The 22,516-nt window shown below is 45.8% G+C and carries 20 protein-coding genes; 10 read left to right on the forward strand and 10 right to left on the reverse strand.

Going from position 1 to position 22,516, the window contains the following annotated elements:
* The first annotated feature begins 17 nt into the window (after positions 1–17).
* From mutM to LAJ61_RS03065, 3 genes are all read left to right on the forward strand, one after another.
* On the forward strand, positions 18–926 hold the full coding sequence (gene mutM, locus LAJ61_RS03055) for a bifunctional DNA-formamidopyrimidine glycosylase/DNA-(apurinic or apyrimidinic site) lyase (protein WP_224054421.1): 909 nt from the start codon (positions 18–20) through the stop codon (positions 924–926).
* A 222-nt stretch (positions 927–1,148) separates the two neighbouring features.
* The gene (locus LAJ61_RS03060; protein WP_224054422.1) at positions 1,149–1,559 is read left to right on the forward strand and encodes a hypothetical protein; all 411 of its coding nucleotides are present in this window, start codon (positions 1,149–1,151) and stop codon (positions 1,557–1,559) included.
* A gap of 218 nt (positions 1,560–1,777) precedes the next feature.
* On the forward strand, positions 1,778–2,677 hold the full coding sequence (locus LAJ61_RS03065) for an alpha/beta hydrolase family protein (protein ID WP_224054423.1): 900 nt from the start codon (positions 1,778–1,780) through the stop codon (positions 2,675–2,677).
* 110 nt (positions 2,678–2,787) lie between these two features.
* Here LAJ61_RS03065 and LAJ61_RS03070 read toward each other — a convergent pair whose 3' ends face one another.
* The 4 genes from LAJ61_RS03070 to LAJ61_RS03085 form a co-directional block, all read right to left on the reverse strand.
* Positions 2,788–3,519 carry an RluA family pseudouridine synthase gene (locus LAJ61_RS03070; protein WP_224054424.1) on the reverse strand — a complete coding sequence of 244 codons (732 nt, stop codon included), beginning with the start codon at positions 3,517–3,519 and terminating at the stop codon, positions 2,788–2,790.
* 147 nt (positions 3,520–3,666) lie between these two features.
* Positions 3,667–4,983 carry a glutamate-1-semialdehyde 2,1-aminomutase gene (hemL, locus tag LAJ61_RS03075; protein WP_224054425.1) on the reverse strand — a complete coding sequence of 439 codons (1,317 nt, stop codon included), beginning with the start codon at positions 4,981–4,983 and terminating at the stop codon, positions 3,667–3,669.
* A gap of 283 nt (positions 4,984–5,266) precedes the next feature.
* On the reverse strand, positions 5,267–6,520 hold the full coding sequence (gene ppk2, locus LAJ61_RS03080; RefSeq protein ID WP_409034982.1) for a polyphosphate kinase 2: 1,254 nt from the start codon (positions 6,518–6,520) through the stop codon (positions 5,267–5,269).
* Between the two features lie 213 nt (positions 6,521–6,733).
* Positions 6,734–7,045: a YqfO family protein gene (locus LAJ61_RS03085; protein WP_224054426.1), complete on the reverse strand. Its 312-nt coding sequence runs from the start codon at positions 7,043–7,045 to the stop codon at positions 6,734–6,736.
* A gap of 223 nt (positions 7,046–7,268) precedes the next feature.
* On the opposite strand from LAJ61_RS03085, the gene LAJ61_RS03090 reads away from it, so the two are divergent.
* Both LAJ61_RS03090 and LAJ61_RS03095 read left to right on the forward strand, forming a co-directional pair.
* Positions 7,269–7,703, forward strand: a complete 435-nt coding sequence (locus LAJ61_RS03090; protein ID WP_099834419.1) for a YeeE/YedE family protein — start codon at positions 7,269–7,271, stop codon at positions 7,701–7,703.
* Between the two features lie 23 nt (positions 7,704–7,726).
* Positions 7,727–8,155 carry a DUF6691 family protein gene (locus tag LAJ61_RS03095; protein WP_224054427.1) on the forward strand — a complete coding sequence of 143 codons (429 nt, stop codon included), beginning with the start codon at positions 7,727–7,729 and terminating at the stop codon, positions 8,153–8,155.
* On the opposite strand, the gene LAJ61_RS03100 is transcribed toward LAJ61_RS03095, so the two are convergent.
* A complete protein-coding gene (locus tag LAJ61_RS03100; protein WP_224054428.1) occupies positions 8,152–8,814 on the reverse strand; it encodes a TetR/AcrR family transcriptional regulator in 663 nt (220 codons plus the stop codon). The two genes, LAJ61_RS03095 and LAJ61_RS03100, sit on opposite strands and share 4 nt — an antisense overlap.
* A 275-nt stretch (positions 8,815–9,089) precedes the next feature.
* On the opposite strand from LAJ61_RS03100, the gene LAJ61_RS03105 reads away from it, so the two are divergent.
* The 3 genes from LAJ61_RS03105 (at position 9,090) to LAJ61_RS03115 (ending at position 12,307) form a co-directional block, all read left to right on the forward strand.
* Positions 9,090–9,314 carry an NAD(P)-binding protein gene (locus LAJ61_RS03105; RefSeq protein WP_224054429.1) on the forward strand — a complete coding sequence of 75 codons (225 nt, stop codon included), beginning with the start codon at positions 9,090–9,092 and terminating at the stop codon, positions 9,312–9,314.
* Positions 9,315–9,321: 7 nt separating this feature from the next.
* A complete protein-coding gene (locus LAJ61_RS03110) occupies positions 9,322–10,791 on the forward strand; it encodes a GMC oxidoreductase (protein WP_224054430.1) in 1,470 nt (489 codons plus the stop codon).
* A 73-nt stretch (positions 10,792–10,864) separates the two neighbouring features.
* A complete protein-coding gene (locus LAJ61_RS03115) occupies positions 10,865–12,307 on the forward strand; it encodes a coniferyl aldehyde dehydrogenase (RefSeq protein WP_224054431.1) in 1,443 nt (480 codons plus the stop codon).
* Between the two features lie 125 nt (positions 12,308–12,432).
* On the opposite strand, the gene LAJ61_RS03120 is transcribed toward LAJ61_RS03115, so the two are convergent.
* The gene (locus LAJ61_RS03120; protein WP_224054432.1) at positions 12,433–13,677 is read right to left on the reverse strand and encodes an oxygenase MpaB family protein; all 1,245 of its coding nucleotides are present in this window, start codon (positions 13,675–13,677) and stop codon (positions 12,433–12,435) included.
* 355 nt (positions 13,678–14,032) lie between these two features.
* On the opposite strand from LAJ61_RS03120, the gene LAJ61_RS03125 reads away from it, so the two are divergent.
* Complete coding sequence (locus tag LAJ61_RS03125) at positions 14,033–15,685, forward strand: MFS transporter (RefSeq protein ID WP_224054433.1); 1,653 nt, start codon at positions 14,033–14,035, stop codon at positions 15,683–15,685.
* A 119-nt stretch (positions 15,686–15,804) separates the two neighbouring features.
* Positions 15,805–16,917, forward strand: coding sequence for an HlyD family secretion protein (locus LAJ61_RS03130; protein ID WP_224054434.1), 1,113 nt, complete (start codon positions 15,805–15,807; stop codon positions 16,915–16,917).
* A 39-nt stretch (positions 16,918–16,956) separates the two neighbouring features.
* Here the strand turns inward: LAJ61_RS03130 and LAJ61_RS03135 are convergent, their stop codons facing one another.
* From LAJ61_RS03135 to LAJ61_RS03150, 4 genes are all read right to left on the reverse strand, one after another.
* Positions 16,957–18,792, reverse strand: a complete 1,836-nt coding sequence (locus LAJ61_RS03135) for a 3-hydroxyacyl-CoA dehydrogenase (RefSeq protein ID WP_224054435.1) — start codon at positions 18,790–18,792, stop codon at positions 16,957–16,959.
* A 155-nt stretch (positions 18,793–18,947) separates the two neighbouring features.
* Complete coding sequence (locus tag LAJ61_RS03140) at positions 18,948–19,583, reverse strand: DUF1269 domain-containing protein (protein ID WP_050324630.1); 636 nt, start codon at positions 19,581–19,583, stop codon at positions 18,948–18,950.
* A 37-nt stretch (positions 19,584–19,620) separates the two neighbouring features.
* On the reverse strand, positions 19,621–20,775 hold the full coding sequence (locus LAJ61_RS03145) for a catalase family protein (RefSeq protein WP_224054436.1): 1,155 nt from the start codon (positions 20,773–20,775) through the stop codon (positions 19,621–19,623).
* 82 nt (positions 20,776–20,857) lie between these two features.
* Positions 20,858–22,447 carry a Dyp-type peroxidase gene (locus LAJ61_RS03150; protein WP_224054437.1) on the reverse strand — a complete coding sequence of 530 codons (1,590 nt, stop codon included), beginning with the start codon at positions 22,445–22,447 and terminating at the stop codon, positions 20,858–20,860.
* Positions 22,448–22,516 lie beyond the last annotated feature (69 nt).

The following is a 22,516-nucleotide window of genomic DNA, read 5'->3' on the forward strand; positions in this document are numbered from 1 at the left end:
TAGGAGTCACACGGCATATGCCAGAATTGCCCGAAGTGCAGACGACAGCGACGAGTCTGCAACCTTTGCTCAATCAAACCGTTGAAAAAGTTAGCGTCTTTCAGCCCAAATTGCGCTGGGCGGTGCCTGATGACTTGGTGAGTTTGGTAGATTATCAACTTGTCGACATTGAGCGCCGAGCCAAATATCTGATTCTCACCTTTAAACGTAAAGGCGGCGCGGTGCAAAAAAAACTGCTCATCCACTTGGGGATGTCGGGTAGCTTACAGCAGCATCCTGTGGGGTTTGACAAGCGTAAACACGATCACGTGATTTTGACGTTTAATGATGGCAAAAAACTCACCCAACTGCATTATCATGACCCACGGCGGTTTGGCATGTTACTGTGGCTGGATGACTATGAAGACAAGCTGATTACCCATTTGGGTGTAGAGCCATTGTCAGAAGACTTTAGCGCTGACTATCTATATCACCATATCCACAATCGCAAAAAACTGATTGAACGCCCCATCAAATCGGTGATTATGGCACAAGAGATTGTGGTCGGTGTGGGCAATATCTATGCAACTGAAAGCCTATTTTTATCAAAAATTCATCCGTTGACCCCTGCCTATCTCATCAGCCATGAACAGCTGACCACCTTGGTCGCCCATATTCGACAAGTCCTACAAACATCAATTGAAAAAGGCGGCTCAACGTTAAAAGATTTTACCGTAGCGGATGGACAAACGGGGTATTTTCAGCAGACGTTATTGGTGTATGGGCATAAAGGCGGTAATTGCCCAAGCTGTGGCGCTACCATTGAAAACGTCAAAATCAATCAGCGTGCCAGCACGTTCTGTCCCACTTGCCAGCCGCTGATAAACCGCAAAAAAACAGTGAAAAAACCACTCAAAAAAACGCTCAAAAAACCGCTCAAAAAATAACGAGTCTGCATTAACGTAAAAAAACCTGCGGCAAAGACAATTTTACTTGATAATTCTTGGCAAAATTGATGTAATGTTCCTGAACTATTCAGCAAAAACCTAGCAAAACTTGTTAGGTACAACCTGTCAGTCGACCCCAGTTATTTGGTTATCTAGTTGCCTAATTATTTATTTAGCTAGTTACCTCGTTAATGGGGGCTTGCTGCCAGTTAGGAACCTGCTATGAAACGATTAAATACGATTGCGTCAGCCGTAGCCTTGATGATTGCAACGATGACTTGCAGCTTTGCCGCTACCGAAATTGATGAAAAAGATTTTGGTCCAACCTATGGCTCCATGGTCGCTGATACCATTGTGGGTAAGCCATTGGGCGCATTGGCAGTGGTGGGCGGCGTGGTGACGGCGATTGCCAGTATGCCATTTACCATCTATAACGATGAAATCGATCAGGTAGAACGCAAGCTGATTCTTGAGCCACTGGCGGCACTCGATCGCTGCTTGGGCTGTACCCCTGCTGAAGACCAGTATTTTCGCTCACAGCGCCCTAATAATAACCAAGTGCGCGTCATCGTTGATGGGCCTTCTGAGATTTTAATCGACACCAACCAAAAAGTTGTCGTTAAAACCCCTTAGTTTTTTCGTCAACGATTCAAGCAAGCAATTGGCCGCCGCTGATTGCTTTTTTTATGACTGTTATGTTCATGATAACTTTTTTGCACCCATAAATTGTTTGCTATAGTCGCTTTTAAACGAGTCTTATCATCATTTGTCAACATTTGGCTTACTGCTCGTATAAAAAAGCGCTCGTATAAGCTTGTATAAAAAGTTGATTACCAAGGAAGATAACAGTCATGTCGAACCTAAATCTAAAAACACCGTCAGCATTAGCCACACTCCCTACGCAGCAAACCATTCAAATAGCCACCAAACACCCTGCCACCCTGGCGGCGACTATATTTCGACCTAATACGGTCAAAGCAGCAGTGATGATTGCGCCGGCAACAGGTATCAAACGGCAGTTTTATCAAAATTTTGCGCAGTATTTAATGGAGCATGGCTATGGCGTCATCAGCTATGACAATGAAGATATTGGCGAGTCGATGCAAGGCAACATCAAGCACTCTAATGCGTCACTGATTAGTTGGGGGCGCTACGATATGACTGCGGTGCTTGATAGGCTGATTCAAGAGTTTCCCAACACCACCTATCATTTGGTCGGTCATAGCGCGGGCGGTCAATTATTTGGTTTGATGCCCAATCATCACAAGCTCACATCCGTGTTTAACGTTGCCTGTTCGTCTGGGCGAATCCGCAATATGGCGATGCCGTATCGTGCCAAAGCCATGTGGTTTATGGATGTATTTATTCCTGTGTCCAATGTGTTGTTTGGCTACACCCAATCAAGCAAAATTGGCATGGGCGAAGACTTGCCCAAAAACGTTGCCAAACAGTGGCGAGATTGGTGCAATGGCGCAGGCTATATCAAAACCGCCTTCGGTAAAACAGTGAAAACCCACTATTACAATGAGGTTAACTTGCCTGCTATGTGGGTGAATGCCCCAGATGATGATATCGCCAATGATAAAAATGTCGCCGATATGATTCGGGTGTTTCCCAACATGCAAGCCACCACCCAAACGCTAAAACCCAAAGATTATGGCTTACAGCATATCGGTCATATGAAGTTTTTTAGCCGACAAAACCAGCTACTTTGGCAGCAAACCCTTGATTGGTTGCACCAACATGGGTAATTAAACAAGAGGGATGGTGATTATGTCCCTTGTTTGACGCTAACAGTAGGATGAAAACAGCACGCTAAACCCTATCATTTTAAAAGATAGATTGCTAAAAACCCACGCGGTTAAAACGGCACGGGGCTTTCCCATTCCATCCACACACCCGTATTGGGATGTTTTAAACGTAATTTGTGTGCATGTAAGCAAAGCCTAGGCGATAAATCAAACGCTTGACCGTCCAATACATCTTGCGCATAGATAGGGTCGCCAAGCATTACATGCCCGATATGCAGCATATGCACGCGTAGTTGATGACTGCGCCCTGTGACCGGATACAAGGCGACACGGCTAACTGCCTTACCCTCACGCAGTTCGTGGTGCAAGGTTTCATATTTCGTATAGGCGCGTTTATCCCAACTCATATCGACGATATGCTTGGGTTTTTGGGGTGGGTCGTAGCGCACCGGCACATCGATTTCGCCTTGCTGCGGCGGCGTTCCCCAGACCAGCGCTTGGTATTCTTTGCTCGGAATACGGTCGATAAATTGTTTGCTGATATGGGTTTGCGCCTCGCTGTGGCGCGCAAAAATAATAATCCCTGAGGTGTCCATATCAAGTCTGTGAATGAGTTTGACGTTTGGGTCGGCTTTGAGCAGTCGCGATTGTAGGCTGACTTTTAACGCTTTACCATCGACGGATAACAGCCCGTGCGGTTTGTCGATGACCCAAATGTCGTCATCGCGATACAAGGTAACAGATTTGGCAAAATCATCAAAAAAGCTTTGCGGCTGCTGACTTTCTTCAAGATTACGCTGTGCAATGGATTCTGGGGTTAACGCTTGGGGGAGTTGTCGCATGGGTGGTTTTTAGTCTCTAAAATCTATTTGATCGAAAATTGATAGTCTTTAAATCACTATTTGCGCTTTGACCTTTGGCAAACTTTGCCAAAGGCAACTGTCCAAACGCAATTAAAAATCCTTTGGCAAATTTTTTATGTGCAACCGTTATGCTTTCGCCATTATCGCAAAGACTTCTTTTGCCGCTTGCAAGGTCGCATCCAAGTCTTCTTGCGAATGCTCACTACTTATAAAGGCTGCCTCAAAGGCGGATGGCGCAAGATACACACCGCGATCGAGCATACCGTGGAAGAAGGTCGCAAATTTTTGCGCATCGCATTGGCACACCTCTTCAAAGTTTTGTGGCAATGTATCGCTATCAGTAAAAAACAGCCCAAACATACCGCCACAGCGTGTGGTCTTAAGGCCAATACCCGCATCCTTCGCCAACTGTTCAAGATTATCAGTCAAATAAACGACTTTTTCACTTAATGCTTCATAAAAACCCTCAGCCGTGAGCAAATCAAACATGGCAATACCGGCACGCATCGCCAGTGGATTGCCTGATAAGGTGCCTGCTTGATACACGCCGCCTAACGGTGCGATACATTCCATAATCTCACGTTTACCACCAAACGCCCCGACTGGCAGACCTGCACCGATGATTTTACCAAACGTGGTCAAGTCTGGTGTGATACCAAAATGGGCTTGCGCTGACTGTAAGCCAACCCGAAACCCAGTCATCACTTCATCAAAAATTAACACAGCGCCATGCGCGGTACACTCGGCACGCAAGGTATCGTGAAATTGTTGCGTGGGTACAATCATGTTCATGTTGCCGGCGATAGGCTCGACAATCACACAAGCGATGTCATTGCCAAATTGCGCAAAGCAGTCTTTGATGGCTTGCGGGTCGTTGTAACGAATGGTGAGGGTATGTTTGGCAAAATCTGCAGGGACGCCTTTTGAGCTGGGTTCACCGATATCTAGCATGCCCGAACCCGCTTTGACCAGTAGACTGTCGCTATGACCGTGATAACAGCCTTCAAATTTGACAATTTTGTCGCGCCCTGTATAGCCACGTGCTAGCCGAATGGCGGACATGGTGGCTTCAGTACCTGAGCTGGTCATACGGATTAATTCAACACTGGGAATCAATTCACAGATTTTGTCCGCCACCGTGGTCTCAAACGTGGTGGGGGCGCCAAAGCTTAACCCGTCATCTGCCGCATTTTTGACCGCTTCGATAATATGGGGGTGGGCATGACCCAAAATCATCGGTCCCCATGAGCCTACATAATCTATGTAGGGTTTGCCCTCGGTATCATACATTTTGCTGCCACGGGCACGGCTGATAAACACGGGCGTACCCCCCACGCCTGCAAACGCCCGCACAGGTGAATTTACACCGCCAGGGATGTGGGCTTTGGCTTGTCTAAACAGTAATTGGTTAGTTGTCGAGTTGTTTGAGTTATTTGAATTCATGGGGCTCTCAGCTGGATAAATTTTTGCCTATTTTAACAAAATTCGGGGGTATTGAATACGCTTGCCGCCTATCTTGACTTTGGCTGGCGAAAAATAGGCGATTGTCGATAAAAAAATGTGGTTTTGGCTTTTTTGATATGTCCCCACCTTTTGGCAGCAGTGGTTTGGCGGCAATAGTAGCGAACTACTTGCTGCTATCTTTAACGCTAAAAACCCCAATGCCGTGCACTGGGGTTATTGTGTTGTTGTTTTGCGGTGTTTGACCCATTATTTTACTGGGTAATTATTTGTGGGCTTTAAACGAGATATTGGGTACTGCCAATTCGTTATATTCGCCTTTTTCATATAAAGCCCCGGCACGACCCACAATCAATGGGTCAACTGTCCCCACGACTTTAGGGTCTTTATTGTCGTAAGGTAGTTTGCTAAGTACATAGCGCATGGCATTCAAACGCGCGCGTTTTTTATCGGTTGACTTGATGACAATCCAAGGTGACTCTGCACTGTCCGTGTTAAAGAACATGGTTTCTTTGGCAAGGGTGTAATCATCCCATTTGTCGAGTGACGCTTTATCAATCGGTGAGAGTTTCCATTGTTTGAGCGGATGGGCTTCACGCTCGGCAAAACGGCGGCGCTGCTCTTCACGACTGACTGAGAACCAAAATTTGATTAAATGAATACCTGAGCTAATCAGATGTTTTTCAAACTCTGGGACTTGGCGCATAAAGTCATTGTATTGCTCTTCGGTACAAAAACCCATGACACGCTCGACACCAGCACGGTTATACCATGAACGGTCAAATAGCACGATTTCGCCCTTGGTCGGTAAATGCTGGACATAACGCTGGAAGTACCATTGACCCGCTTCTTGCTCGGTGGGTTTTTCAAGGGCGACGACTTTGGCACCGCGCGGGTTTAGATGTTCCATAAAGCGTTTGATGGTACCGCCCTTACCTGCGGCATCACGACCTTCAAAGATGATGACGATTTTTTGCCCGCTATCTTTGACCCATTTTTGCAGTTTTAATAGTTCGACTTGTAGCTCGTATTTTTGGGCTTCATAGTTTTTGCGTGACATACGGTTTTTGTAGGGATAACCGCCTTCACGCCAGTTGTCCGCCAATTCGTCGTCTTTGTTGATTTTGCTTTGCACGCTAGTGGTTTGGCTGCCAAATAGTTTTTTGACTTCGTTGATTTCATCGTTGGACATACCATTGATCAGCGCTTGCAAGTGCTCTGCCATTTTCTCGACATTGCCTGTGGTTAGGTCTTTATTCATGATGCTTTCGATGGCGCGTTTTTTGGCGTTGGCTTTTTCACTCACCCCTGCTTGCTGCGACTGCTCAAGCAACACTGTGGGGTCGGTCTCATAAGGTTGGTCAATACGCTCGGTCGATGGTGTTTTAGTGCTGCGGCGCGCTGGGGTGTTGGTAGCTAGGGTCTTGGTAGACTGCGAATTTTGGGGCTTCGCTTTATCCGTTTTGGCATTGTCAGTTTTGGCGCTATTTACCGCTGTGCTATTGGGGGGATTTGCCATGTCTCACTCCTTAAATTCAATGGTCGGTTGCTGGGTTGAAGTAAAGTGTAACAAATTATTTACTATTGACTATAGACCATTTAAAACCAAGCCACAATCGCTTTTTGCCCGATATTCTGGTCATACTTTTTACTTGTAGTCGAGTCAAAAAAGGCGTTTAATAACCTTAGGTATATAAGGGAATTAGTCATCGGGTGAGGATAAATTGGATGACTAAATATCTTCAAGCTTTAGCACATCATAAGCAGGGGTTTCATACGGGTGTGCCTGTTTTAACGCTTGCACCACCGCTTTGAGGCACTCATCTGCAACCACCATCTCGACTCGCCATTCTTCGATTGTTTGTAATTGATTGGTGGTACCAATAAAGGCTTGATTGCCTGCCAATGGCATAAACTGTCCTGTACCCAACACCTGCCAACAGCAATACTGATAATTGCCAATCTGCCCTGCCCCTGCGTCAAACAAGGCTTGCTTTACAGCGTCTAAATAATCTGTCGGTATGTATGTGGTGAGTTTATACATGGGTTGCCTTATTAAACTGTTAAGCCGTTAAGCCCTATCATCATGGTTTTGTATTTGTTTTAATCTAGCTTTAATCTAACATAGTTTTTTTGCAAAAAGCCATTTGCTAATCCGTTTTGTCCCCTATCGTTAAATCCGCTTACCAAAAAAATTATCCGTTAAACTAGCTATACATTATACAATATTGTATAATATATATTATTGTGAAATACTTAGGTGGCGTATGTTGTTATTTTCTATTGCAGATTATAGTCATCCATTGGTGGGTGGTATGTTGATTGGGCTCTCTGCGGTTATGCTGTGGTGGAGTATTGCCAAGATTGCTGGCATCAGTGGCATTGTCGCCAGTCTCTGGCAGCCAAACTCACCCGATTTTGCTTGGCAATTGGCGTTTTTTGTGGGCTTGCTAGTATCGCCTTGGCTGGTTGGTCAGTTATTTGGCTTGCCAACCATCACGGTATCATCATCGCCTTGGCTGTATGTCATCGCAGGGTTATTGGTCGGTGTGGGCACGCGGATGGGCTCAGGGTGTACCAGTGGTCATGGTATCTGTGGCAATGCGCGCTTTTCACCCCGTTCATTGGTGGCAACCATTGTTTTTATGTCCGCAGGGTTTGTGACGGTGTTTATCGGTCGTCATTTATTGTCATTGATTTAATTGAGGCGTTAGGGGCATCTATTATGCGAAAAGAAATTGTGTTATTGATCAGTGCTATCTGTGGGTTGGTGTTTGGTACGGGGTTGATTGTCAGTGATATGGCAAACCCAAAAACCGTGCAAAGCTTTCTTGATCTCGCAGGCGATTGGAACCCTGCGTTGATGTTGGTGATGGTTGGCGCGCTCATTGTCGCCACCATCGGTTTTAACTTAAGTCGCTTAAAAAAGACCAGTCTATCGGGTGCGCCGTTTCCACCGATTCGCCGCGGTATTGATAAGCGCTTGGCGATTGGGTCGATGATATTTGGAATCGGTTGGGGCATCGCTGGTATCTGCCCTGCCCCTGCGGTGGTTCTCATGGGCATGGGCATCTGGCAAGGGGTGGTGTTTTTTATCGCCATGCTAGTGGGTATGGGAATAGTGATAGCGTTTGATAAAACCCAATCAGTTTAGTCATCAGCAGGATGAAATAACCGATAGAACCCACCGGCCATGAGCCAACTGGCTAGTTGCTGTGGCGTTTCTGTTTGCCCTTGCCGCACCCAATGAATATAGGTGTGATACAGCATTCCTGAGGCAAATACCAGATTGTACTCCCCGCTTTTATCCTGACTTGGCGCTGTCGTAGCTTGGCAAGTCAATGACTGCTTTTTGCGGTATTCGACAAAAATTTTGCTATTGAGCAGCGTATCTAAAATCAGCCCTTCAAAGCCTTGATTGAGCAAAATCTTGGTCGATAACTCAAACTTGCTCAGATAGTCAAACACTTGTCGCAAAAACGCATAAAACTCGGACTCGCTTGCCGCCGTCAAGTCGATAAAAGGAAAATCATGCTCAATCTGCGCCAAATAGTCTTTGAGTAACGCAAGTTTGCTATCGTAATTGCGGTAATACCCCATGCGACTCACGCCTGCCTTTTGGGTCAGCTCGGTGACGCTGATATCGGCAAATGGGGTGGACTCCATGAATTTGAGCAGCGCTATGGCGAGCGAACGTCTGACCACGGTATTGGCATTGCCCATGATATGCGCCTGCTGTCCAAAATCACTCAAACTCGACTCAATACTCGTACCCGTGGGCGATGAAAGCGGTATGAAGGTTGGCTTTGGCACGCGTTAATCCTTTCAACTCAATCCTTTACTTAATTTATCAAAACAAAACAAACCCAAATGTCACAGTTGCAGCAGCCTGCTGAAAAATTAGTATACCCTAATCAGGTAGCGGGTTGAACTGTTTAGCGGTCAACCGCTGTTATACAAAGACAGATACAGCCAAAAAGCCACTGCAAAGTAGCCCGCGGCTGGTCAGCTATAAGGACAACTATTCAAGATAACTATTAAGGACAACTATTAAGGACAACTATTAAGGAAAATAAGGAAAGCGATACATGGAAGGTCAATCATTTGATACGGATTTTTTGGTCATAGGCTCAGGCTTTGGCGGTAGCGTCTCGGCGATGCGACTGACCGAAAAAGGCTATCGCGTGATTATCGCTGAGCAAGGCAAGCATATTTCTCCTGAAACCATGCCCAAAACCGTGCGCGATATCAAGCAATTTTTGTGGTTGCCTGCGCTCAAGTACAAAGGTTTTTTTTTCGCTTCAGCTATTTAAGCATGTCATGGTGCTGCATGGTAACGCGGTGGGCGGTGGCTCAATCACTTATGCCAACACCTTATTACAACCAGAAGACAAAATTTGGCAACAAGGTAGCTGGGCTGGGCTTCACGACTGGCAAGCGGTGATGCCACAACATTATGAGACCGCCAAACGGATGCTAGGGGTGAGCCAAAACAAAGAAATCGGCAATGCCGATTTGATGCTACAAAAAATGGCAAACCTGAGCGGCGTGGGCGATAGTTTTTATCTCACCGATGTGGGCGCCTACTTTAGTGACCATGACAAGTATGCTCACCCTTCTGTCAATGGTGACCCGTATTTTGGCGGCGCAGGTCCTAAGCGCAGTCCTTGTATAGGCTGTGGTGGCTGTATGGTCGGCTGCCGTTATGGCGCCAAAAATACCCTCGATAAAAACTACCTGTATTTCGCCCAAAAAAATGGCGCTACCCTGCTCGCTGAAACCAAAGTCACGGATATAGTACCGATAGCAGATGCTAGCAAATCGCCAAGCGACCCTGCCTATCAAAACGGTTCGCAAGGCTATCGGGTGACGCTGCAATCAGCGGATAAAGGTGAGTATCAAATCACCACTCAACAGATTGTGTTGTCAGCCTCCAGCCTCGGTAGCCAAAAACTGCTGTTTGAGCAGCGCCATAAAGGCAATATGCCCCATATTTCCCCTTATCTTGGCAAGCGTATCTATACCAACGCTGAATCTTTGCTAGGCGTACGATTTTTGGATGACCAACATGGCGCTATGAGCGATGGCGTGGCTATTGGCTCTGGGATTTATTTGGGCGATGGCACACACATTGAGGCGACACGCTATCCTGAAGGCTTTAATATTGCCTCCTTTTTGGCGACGTTAAGCAATTATAAAAACGGCAAAAAAATACCGCTACTGGCTTGGTTATGGTGTTTTATAGTGCAGTTTATCGTCAAGCCCCGTCAGGCGTGGCGTGCATTTCGACCGCATAATATGGCAAAACAAAGCCTTATCTTGCTATGTATGCAAAGCACGCCGTATGAGCTTGAAATGCGCTATCAAAAAAGCCCGTGGTGGCGGGCTTGGTTGGGTAATCGCTACCAGATGCAAACCCATGGCCCTGCCATCCCCGCCTTTATCCCAGAAGCCAGCGCGTTTGCCGAGCAGATGGCAACCCAAATGGGGGGAGTCGGTTATGGCGTGTTGTCGGAAGTATTTTTGAATATCCCAACCACCGCACATTGTATGGGTGGGATTTCGCTAGGCAATTCTGCAGCAGATGGCGTGGTCGATAAGTACCACCGATTGTTTAATTATCAAGGGTTTTATGTCTGCGATGGCGGCAATATCTCGACCAACTTGGGCGTCAACCCAAGTCTCACCATAACAGCGTTGATAGAGCATGCCATGAGCCATATTCCGCACAAATCAACCCAGTCACCGTACCCTGCGGATGCCACAAGGCAAAACGTGGCGCTTGTTTAAAAAGATGCTAGCAAGATACCGACTTAACTGCTATGTTGAGTTAAAATTTAACTAAATGATTGGGATAATACACATGACACCTCAAGACAACTCAGATGCAACTAATTCGGATGCAACTATCAATACCATGCAGCAGCAGTTCGACATCATGCGAACGGCTAGCCGCCAAGACCAACATGTCGATTGGTCAATTCGTAGTGCGCGGCTAAAAAAGCTAGAACAGCTGGTGATGGACAACCAAAGCGAGATTATCACCGCTATTCATGCCGACTTTGGACAACGCCCAGCGGCTGAAACTACCATGCTTGAACTGTTCCCAACGCTTGAAGCCATTCGTTATACACAAAAGCACGGCAAGGCTTGGTCTGCCAAACAGCCCGTCAAAACTGGGATTTGGTTTTTGCCCGCTCGTAGCTATATCCAGCCACAGCCGTTAGGGCTCGTAGGCATTATCGCACCTTGGAACTATCCGCTGTATTTGGTGATTGCGCCGCTGGCTGCCGCATTGGTGGCAGGCAATCGTGCGATGCTCAAAGTCTCAGAAGCGTCACCGAACTTTGAGCAGTGGCTGGCTGATGCATTACCCAAATACTTTGCCGCAGACGAAGTGACCTTGATTACAGGGGGTGTCGAAGTCGCGCAAGCCTTTAGCCAATTACCGTTTGACCATTTGTTTTTTACTGGCTCTACCGCAGTGGGCAAACATATCATGAAAGCCGCTGCCCAGAATTTGACCCCTGTCACCCTTGAGCTGGGCGGCAAATCTCCTGTCGTGGTGGCGCCAAGCGCTGATGTAGCAAAAACTGTCAACCGCGTATGGACAGGCAAAACCATGAACGCAGGGCAAACCTGTATTGCGCCTGATTATGTGTTGATACAGGCGGATAAAAAACACGCCTTTATTGAACAATCAACCGCATGGCTTGACGCCCACTACCCCAATCTTGCAGACAACCCTGACTATAGCTTTGTCATCAACCCCAAACAAGCCAGCCGCGTACAAGGTTATCTCGATGAAGCCAAACAGCGCGGTGCCACTCTCATTCCACTGACCGATTATGAAGTGAATATCGAAACTGGATTTTTCCCACCGATGATTGTCACCGATTTACCCAGCGATGCTAAACTGCTGACAGAGGAGATTTTTGCCCCTGTATTGCCACTGGTGTCCTACCAAGATCTGACGCAGGCAGTGGCGTATGTGAATGAGCGTGACCGCCCACTGGCGCTGTATGTGTTTGGCGAGGACAAAGCCGACACTGACTACGTGCTCGCGCATACAGTGAGTGGCGGCGCCTGTATTAACGAAACGATTTTTCACATTGCCCAGCAAAATCTGCCGTTTGGCGGTGTCGGGGCATCAGGAATGGGGCGTTACCACGGCAAATATAGCTTTGACACCTTCTCTCATCCAAAAGCGGTGTTTAAACAAAGTCACCTTAACTTCGCGCATTTGCTCCAACCACCGTATGGCAAGACCTTTTGGAACATGATGAAGGTGATTTTAAAAGCCTAGTGATTGCAATGCCTAGACAACCTTGTATGGATAACTTTGCCTATATAACTCGGCATAGATAACCGTTACTGTCACTCTGGTAAATTAGTAACGTCGTATGGGCTAGTTCATTGGTATGTGCTAGCTCATTGGTAATAGTTGTCGTGCTTTTTGAGCCACCAGTTCATGTTATCTTGGCGTTTGGCGCGAAATTGCGCCAATCTTTTGGCAATAGCCGCATTGTGCGCTCGCGCGGTATCAAGCCCAAACAGAATCGGCACACTGACAAGCACGCCATAGCGCCATTTTGGTCTAGGCAGTCCCAAGCCATCGCCAATATCATCACCCACTAAAGTCCGTGTGACACTGGCATTGACCCGCTCAACCAGCTGTCCACGTCTGTTGTCCTCACCCATAATTTGCGAAGGTAAATCATGCAGCGCTTTGGCGAGAGGTTTACCAAATTCAAAATCTAATTGCTGGGTTGCCAAATAGCTATAAAGCCATGCCCACGCCTCGGTTTCATCTTCAGGAATGCGCGCCCGCTCAATCCCCATCCACCAACTCGCCAGTTGCCATAAGTGCATAATGCCTTGGGATTCTTCGGCGCTGATTCTTGCCCCCAGTAATTTTAGCCCGCGCATAATGAGTAGCGAAAACTGCAAGTGGGTTGCTACCATATCGGTTTGGTTAATAGGCAACCCCCAGTAGCCACTGTCCCAATCATGACTGCATAAGTGTTTTCGTACCAGACCGTGTATCTGACGCACTTGCAGACTTTTCCGCCAGCCTTCTGTGCCAATTGCCAACGGTGGTTGTTGGTTGCGGCTAATCGCTGGGTACTCAGACACTGCCAAAATATACGCATAGGTTCGCATGAGCCTCGGCAGTGCATCATGCACTAACGCCCCTGTTTTGATGAGTGGCAATGAGAGCGCAGGGATACTATACCCTGCCATTAGCGCCACATTACGCAGTAACCAAATCAGCATCAACGGATAGCGCCGATAGGCAATTGCGCCAATCTCGGCAAGCTTAGCATCATACCAACTTGGATATTGGCAAAACTGCTGATACAGCGCCTCAAACGCGGGCTGTTGCAATAACGCTTTGGCTGCCGATGCGTTATTCGTTTGCGCTATCCCTTGCTCATGCAAAATCAATTGCTGCAGGGGTTTGGCAAATTTGATACCGCTGGATAACAGCGCATCGACAGGCTGATCTGCGACACCATACCCCTGCTGCATCTGTTGCAATAAATCCTTTGACACCTCAAAATCATGGGGCAATAAGAATCGTTTGATACGCTGCAACACTTGTAAATCAGCATGGTGGTCAATGTCAGTATTGCGCCCCAGTGTCGGCAAATCGGTTTGATAAAGCGGGTTCATAGCAGTGATTAATCAGTGATGAATGAATGGATAGCCTAGCGCATTTTGGCAACTAAAAAACACCTATGCAGCAAAAAAATCGAATTTTTTTGTTTAAAAATGTTAGACCTTAATCGACTGGTTGTATTTACTAGATGGATTTGACCGTAGCTTGCCTGATGGGTTTCAATGACCTGTGAAATAATGATTGATTGGATAATGAGGAGTTGGCTAATGATGACTAGCCTAGCGCTAGTCAATTTCAAATCTATTATGTCACATTTATCGAACTATTTTGTCGCTGACGCTAAGCCTATTTTTGATTACACTATAGCCAACCTCTCTTGTCTTAACAGTATCAAAATCGAGCTACCCTTTGAAATCACCTAGAATCTTAGAAACGCCACCCAATTGGACCGAGGATGAAAAACCCGCGTTACCCGGTTCCCCACCGAGTATTGCTCACTCTCGATCAAAAAGCATTGTGTACTTTGTCATCGGCGTTTTTATTGCAATTTGTGGTGGCTTGGGCAACGGCATTATTACCGCCAATTTACCGCAAATTCAAGGCGAATATGCACTGACACCCTCACAAGTGGCTTGGATACCTGCTGTGTATGTGATGGCAAATGTCAGCGCCAACCTGCTACTGTTTAAAGCGCGCCAACAATTTGGGTTACGCTGGTTTTCTGAAATATCCCTGCTGATGTTCATGCTGGTGATGTTTATTCATATATTTGTGCAAAACTATCCGATGGCTTTATTGGTCAGGGCGATAGGAGGCTTTGTCGCGGCGCCGTTATCCTCACTCGGGCTTTATTATGTGATGCAAGCCTTTTCCAGTCAGTATCGCCTGCAAGGTTTGTATATTGGCTTTGGGGTCAGTGCGCTGGCGATTCCGTTGGCTTGGATAATGTCCCCTTATTTGGTCAATGTGAATGACTGGACTCGGCTTTACACCTTTGAGTTTGGCTTGGCGCTGTGTTGTTTTGCGATGGTAGTCGCCGTCAAGTTACCACGAAGTTTACGTATTGAAGTGTATGAAAAGAAAGACATTCTCACCTTTTTGTTATTGGCGCCCGGTTTTGGATTACTGTGTGGGGTGCTGGTACAAGGGGCAATTTTGTGGTGGGAAAACTCACCCTTATTGGCTTATATGCTCATTGGTGCTTTGGCGCTGTTGATGTCAGGCTTTTTCTTTGAGCATTACCGCAAAAATCCTTTGATTATGACTCGCTGGCTGGGGAGTTTTGCGTTATGGCGTTTTGTGGTCGGTGCTTTTTTACTGCGTTTGATTATGTCTGAGCAAAGTTATGCGGTGGTGAATTTTTTAAAATCCCAAGGTCTAACGTCCGACCAGTTTGTGGGTTTTTATACGGTCATATTTTTTGGTATGTTGGCAGGTTTGATAGTCAGCGCACTGACCTTTTCGCGCGATCATTTGATTCCGCCGATGGTAGTAGCGACTTTGCTCGTAGCGGTTGCCGGTGTGTATGATGCCAATATGCTCACCAGTGACGTACGACCCCAAAATTTTTATCTCAGTCAATTTGCAGTCGCGTTTGCAGGCTCACTGTTTATGGGTCCATTGGTACTGATGGGATTTGGGCTGACGCTGCGACAAAGCGTCAATCATGTCATCACCTTTATCATATTGTTTGGGGCGACACAAAACTTCGGCGGGCTGGTAGGCTCGGCTTTTTATAGCACCCTGCAACAGCAGCGCACCCAGTATCACAAACAAAGTATTTTACAGCAAATGCAATCGACCGATGCCACAGTAACCCAACGGCTTCAACAATACCAAGCAGGGTTTAAACCCGTCATCACCGACAACAATTTGTCGCAGCAACAAGCCCAACAATCCCTCAACCAAATTGTTACGCGAGAAGCGCAGATTAAAGCGTATGGCGATATCATTACTGTGAACAGTTACATTGCCACGTTTTTATTTGCTTGGGGTATGATTAATATCGCGCGCAAAAAATACATTGAAAATCGGCAAAAAGTAGCAATTAAGCAAACATAGACTTGATACGCTAGATGCGTATAACAAGGCAACCCAATTAGATAACTGTTTTTTTAGATAACAGTTTAATGATAAATGAAGTTTAATCATCAATAAAATGCTTACGGAAAACCCAACTCATGAGTAGTGAAGCAAAAACCCAAAATGATGCGCCCGCGGATGACAGCGATGATAAACCCACACAGGCGCCTGAAAAGATTATTAACCCTAGGCCGCTTACCTTAATTATCATGTTATTGGTTTTTTTGGTTGGTGTTGGGGTAATTTTATGGGCATGGCATTTGGGTCCGTTTAACTCCCCACTGCAACAAACCGAAAACAGTTATGTCAAAGGCAATATCACCCTATTGTCGGCACAAATTAATGGTTATATCGAAAAAGTCTACGTCACCGATTTTGAAGACGTCAAACAAGGTCAGCCGTTAGTTAAAGTCAGCAGTGCTAACTACTCACAGCAAGTGGTACAAGCCGAATCAGGGCTGGAACAAGCGACTACTAATTTAGCCAACCAGCAACAAATCATCGAGCAGCGCAAAGCCGATGTCAAAGCCGCGCAGGCAAAAGTAGCACAAGTTAAAACCCAGCTAGAATTGTCGATCCAACAGCTGAAACGACTTGAATCCCTGGTCGGTGTTGGCGCCGTGTCACAAAATGAAGTCGATACTGCCAAAGCGGCAGTTAAAAACAATGAAGCACTGATGAGCCAAGCAATGGCCAGTGTCGATGTCGCCCGCGAAGGTCAAAAGACCGCGGAAGTAGCAAAGATTGGTTTGGTGGCACAGATTAAAAGCGCCAATGCACAGTTAAATCAGGCCAATACCAACCAAGAATATGGCTTAATCACCGCCCCGACCTCAGGTAAATTAGGGCAAATCAATATCCGTACCGGTCAGCTGGTGACACAAGGCACACAGCTGGTTTACCTCATTCCAAAATCGATGTGGGTCATTGCCAATTTTAAAGAAACCCAAATTGATAAAATGAAAATCGGGCAAAAAGCGTGGTTTACTGTCGATGCCCTAGGCAAACAAAAATTTACGGGGGTAGTCAAAAGCATCTCCCCCGCAACAGGGTCAGAATTTAGTGTCATTAAAACCGACAATGCCGCCGGGAATTTTACCAAAGTGGTACAGCGCATTTCTGTACGCATCGACATCGATGGCAACCAAAGTCGTCTGAATGAATTGATGCCCGGCATGTCGGTAGTGACAACAGTAGATACGTCAAGTTAGCAAATTAACCCTTGTTCATTCTCCTCTGCCAAACGCAGTTTAGTCAGATAGGCTTAAAAAATCTTTCGCTAAATAAGCTGGGTTAGGATATTGATAGAACCCCTCACCCGTGGCTTCACCCAGTTTGTTAGTATCGACCAGTTCTGCTTTGAGCTTTTCAGCGGGCTGCTGCAAAGAAGGGTCCGTTTTTGCCAGTTCATTAAAGATGTTGTAGTTGGTTTTCATGCCATTTTTATCCAAAATCGCCATCGGTCCAAAGGGTGCACCCGTGGCTATCATCCACGTTTTATCAATGGTTGCGGCATCGGCAACCCCATTTGCCCACAGTTTTAACCCCGCCACCAATAAAGGAATCAATAAGCTATCAAGCACATAGCCCGATTGTTCTTTTTTTACCGCTATCGGTAACATGGCAATGGCTTTGGCAAATTCGATGACGTCAGCATAGACTTGTGGGTCGCAGCTTGCTGCCGCCATCACCTCAACCGTATTACGGATATGGATGTGATTGGCAAAATGCAGCATCAAGAATTTTTCTGGACGGTTAGTATAGGTCGATAACACGCTTGGCAATAGCGTTGATGAGTTACTGGCAAACACGGTTTTGGCAGGGGCGGCGGCTGAGGCTTTTTGATAAAAATCTTGTTTGATGTCTAAGCTTTCTGGCACCGCTTCAATCAATAGGTCTGCATCTTTTAACGCCTCATTCAAGTCCGTGGTGTAAGCTAAATTTTTGCTGGCTGCTGTCACTTGGGCATCGGTTTCACCTAGGTCATGCTGATGCTGCTTGGCAAGGTCTGTAAAGCGGGTTTTCGCCTTAGCAATCGCGTCATCGTTAATGTCATAAATAGTCACGTTAAACCCATGAAACGCACATTGCACCGCAATTTGGTTGCCCAATACGCCACTGCCTGCCACGGTAATATTTTTATAGGGTACTTTGGATAAATCCGCTTTGGGTGGTTTTAAAAAGTCAGGATTTTTAAAGGCGGGATTGGGGTATTGATAAAATCCTTCGCCCGTTGGTACGCCCAGTTTATTTTTCTCGATGTACTCTTTTTTGAGCATATCAACGACCGCTTGGTCTTGTTGTTTGCCCTTAGCCACAGCAAGCTTGTAAATATTGTAAGGGGTAGTCAGCCCCAGCATATCATAAAAAGCAAACGGTCCCATCGGCGAGCCTGTGCCAAGCATCCAAGTTTTGTCGATGGTTTGAATGTCAGCAATGCCTTGGATATACAGCTGCATCCCTGCATTTAACCAAGGATTGAGTAGTGAATTTAGTACATAGCCCGAGGTTTCTTTGTTGACGATAATAGGCACCATGCCGATTTGTTTGGCAAACGCGGTCACCGCATCAAATACATTAGGGTCAGTATCAGCATACGACATAATTTCGGCAAGATTGCGCTTCCAAATCTCATTGGCAAAATGCATCATCAAAAACTTAGCAGGACGGTCGGTAAATTTGACCAAATCACTGGGCAACATGGTAGATGAGTTACTGACAAATACGGTTTTCTCGGGGGCGGCTGCTGAGGCTTTTTGATAAAAATCTTTTTTGATGGCGACATCTTCGGGCACCGCTTCAATCAACAAGTCTGCGTCTTTTAAGGCGGCGCTTAAGTCTGAGCTATAACGCAAGTTTTGCTCAGCCTGTTTGGCTTGCTCGGCTGTTTCGCCCAAATCAGCCTGATGATGTTTGGCGATATCGGCAAATTTGGTTTTGGCTTTATTGAGCACCTCGTCATTGATATCATACACAACGACTTTAAAACCATGAAACGCCGCTTGTACGGCGATTTGATAGCCTAGAACACCACTACCTGCGACTGTTATGTTTTTAAAGTTAGAAAGGTTATTCGATTCTGACATACTATGCCCCTAGCGTTAATGAGCAAATACGCGATTTCATAATTGATGATTAAGGTAAATTATTTTTAATATTATCGTATTTGCTGTCGACTATTTTTAATTAGATTGAAAGGTAAAAAAACCGTTAGCATGTTCAAACACTAACGGTTTTTGATTTATTTATGGAGATTGAGTTTTTCACCCAATTGATGAAATTTTTGGTTCATTTCATCACGAAATGCGTCCAATTTTGACGAATGGTCAGCTTTGCGTTGTTCACGCCATACTTGTTGCAAGTGTTTAACCGACTGGTCATGTGCTTCTTTGGCTGCGATTATTTCACTTTGTACATGAGCCACATCGAAGCGTTGACTATGGGTGTTATACTGCGCGAAAAAGTCGTTTAGTGGTTGCTCGTTTTGCTCTTGAACCAACGTTAAAATCGCCACTTCACCATCTTTAAGATTTTGGGCAACGTATTCAAGTAACGATGATTGACCAAAAGATGCTACCGCACCGACATCACTACCGAGTACCATACCCAGTGAACCGCCGATTAACAGGCCTGCAGGTCCGCCCAATACGCCAAGCAACGCACCAAACAGACCACCCATAACTGCCCCACCACTGATTTGTTCGCCTTGGTCTAGGCTATCCACTGTTGTGATCACACTGTTTTCTTTTTTAATGAGTAACGCTTGCGCAATCAAGGTTTCAGCGTTGCTTTTGTAGGCTTTTAGCTCGGTAAAGGCTTTGTAGGCTTCAGTTGATACATCAAAAATAGTGACTAAAATATTTTGTTGTGCTTTCATGTCTGTTATCCTTATTTTTTTAATTAGGTTCTTTTAATTAAAGGTTATAAAAATCTTTATTAAACGCTTCTTTTAGATTGGTTGGCTCGGCACGTTTTTTATGATTTAAACGATGACGCGTGGTCGAGGCGGTTTGATAGGCACGTAATCGCGCGTGTTGCAAATTACCAATCGGACGGTTGGCTTCAATACAACGAAACGGGGTAAATGACAAATGCTCCATAATGTCAAAGTTACCGTCATCTGGCACATCTTGGCAAGGGATGGTAAGTTTTGCCACTGTCACAAATGGTGCGTCTTTTTCATCCCATTCTTTGGTCAAGTCATTGATGGGTTGGTCTTTTAAGTTACGGCATAGCTGGATTTGCACATCAAACTCATAATCATGCTCACGGATTTCTTGTAAAATCAGAGGACGAATCGCCTCACTGGTGGCATTGACATCGAGATCTCGGCGTTTGATTTTGGCTTGTGACGCTTTGGTCGGGGCAACACGGATTTTCGCCATATAGTCGCCATGACGCACCGCCCCTTGTGAATAAAAACTGTATAACAAGCTATTTTGCGGTTTAATGGTTTTAAACTTACTAAAAGCCCTAAAAGTCTTGAGGGATTCTTTGGATGGTAGTTTTTTGCCGTATTGGGTAACCCAGTCAAAAGCAAATTTGGCTTGACCTTTCACGCCTTTGGCAAAATAATCATTTAATTGTAAAAATAGCCGTGAAATATAACTATAGTCTTGAATAGTGTTACAAAAGAAAATAGGAAAATTAATCAGATTGTAGTCAAAGTTTGGGCTATCTGGCTCATCTGGCAGTAATTTGTCGCCTTTGACACCAAAGACTTTAATCGCCAACCCTTGAGAAAGTCCCAACTTGTTGTCGGCAGCCACACGAGATGAACCGTTAGAAAAACGAATCACCGCTTCATGGCGAGCGGGTTTGGCATAGATACCTTGGGCGTATTCTTTAGGCAGTTTTGGTAAAATCTCAAAGTTGGCTTTTAACGCACAGTAGCCTTTGGCGTGGGCATCTCGGGTGTGATAGTTGATTTTGCTAACCGTGTCTGATTTGCCGATATAGTCACGAATATCTGCGGTGATTTGGTCGATGGCTTTTTCATCGTCGCTAGTAAGCTGGTCGATGGCTGGGTCAAACTTGGCATAACGACGACCGAATAATTTATTTAACATGATGATTGTCCTTTGTTATTTTCATTATTTTATAAGGTTAGCGGTACTAAAAACGCCTAACCTTTTTTTATTTAGTTTTACGCTAATATGAATTTTCGTTAAGCTCACTAATCCATTTAAGTGCCGATAAGCTTGGTACAAAAAGATATTCACCGCCTTGTAGGGTATTAAATTGCAAAATATTGGTATGACGCTTACGAATTGGCTCATCGGGTACGGTGAATACATCGCTATCAGCGTCACTACCTGCGTGCACGCCTAGCAGTGGGTCACGTTCTTCCCCAAGGTTCATAAAGTTACCGTCATTAATCCATTGGCTTTGCAAAAACTCAAGCGTGTCCATGGCATGCGCGTTGATACCGATAAAAAATAAACCCCGCTCTTGACCATCGTCTTTGGTCACATTGGGCGGCACGATATCGCCATACGATACGCTACGGCGGATGATACGATGAAGACGCACATCGCTTAGAATAAAGTCTTTGGTATTGCGGGGGTTCATACGGCGAGCATGGGCACCAAACGGGCAGCCTTTGCCATAGGGGTCGTCCGTGTAGTCAAATTTATTGTTTGCTACATTGTCTTTGCCGAGGGCTTCATCATCGTGATCTGGGCTTAGGGTAATAGGGGCACCCGAACGCCAGCGACCGAACATTTTTGCCCCCAGTTTATCGGCTTTAGCTGGATCATTGTCGCTTTGTTCTAGGCAATAGCGGTGAAAGTCAGCCACATTACTGCGGTATTTTCGTAGTACCATAAACGAGCCGTTTTTACCCAATACTTCAGGCTGTGGCATGGGGGGTACCACGCCCGCTTCACCTTTATAACCTAACACAAACTCACCCGCCGCAATCGGGCGTTCGATGTTATTTTCAAGGCTGATACCACTGCCATCAACTTCTGGGTTACTGATGCCATCGCGATAACCAAACACGTTTTTGACGTCACCATCTGCGCCAAAATCATGTTCCACTAAGATTTCGATCGCGTTACGGCTGGTATCTAGATAAGGAGCAAACGCCTGTTTAAGTTCGGCAAGTTTGGCTTGCCATTTTTCTTGGCTATCGGCAATCACCGCGCCGCAAATATGAATATCACCTTTATCACCAAATGGCGCAAGCCAGTTGTTAGGGTCATTATCGCCTTTGTCACCCAAGATATCGGAGCGGCCTGCCATCCCTGTTTTGAAATTTTCTGGGAAAGAATCAAGCGAGCTTTGCGGTAAGCCTAAAGCTTTTAGCCCCTCATACGTCATCACAATGGTCAAATTGGCATCCATATCTTTTTGGAAATTTTTTGAGCCTGTGACGTTTGGTAATACCGCTTTTAGTAATTCACGACCGGCGTTGCTGTCATTGACTTTTAGCGCGACAAGCGTGCCATAGTAAGGCGCCGGGCGGTCATGCAAGATGATGGCTTGAATATCCTCAAGCTCCATTGTGGCGATATTGGGATAGATAGCGTTCGTTACCCGTGTGGTGACGCTGTGCAGCTGCGTGCTGATTTTTTGTTTCGCTTCATGTACCAGTTCTTTGACACTACCTTTTTCACTGGGTGTATCACTGTGTTCAAATTTGTCTTTAATGGCCTCTATGCCATGCTCGATACCATCTTGTAGATGGGTTTTTAATTTGTCAAGTAGGCTTTCATTCGCTGGGTTGTCGTTATTCATGGTCGTTCCTAGCAGAGAATCTTAAAAATTTGATGCTAAGAGCCTGTTCACCATACACCACGCTAAATA

Origin of the sequence: Faucicola osloensis, from assembly GCF_020041925.1 — a bacterium.
Lineage (GTDB): Bacteria > Pseudomonadota > Gammaproteobacteria > Pseudomonadales > Moraxellaceae > Faucicola > Faucicola osloensis_D.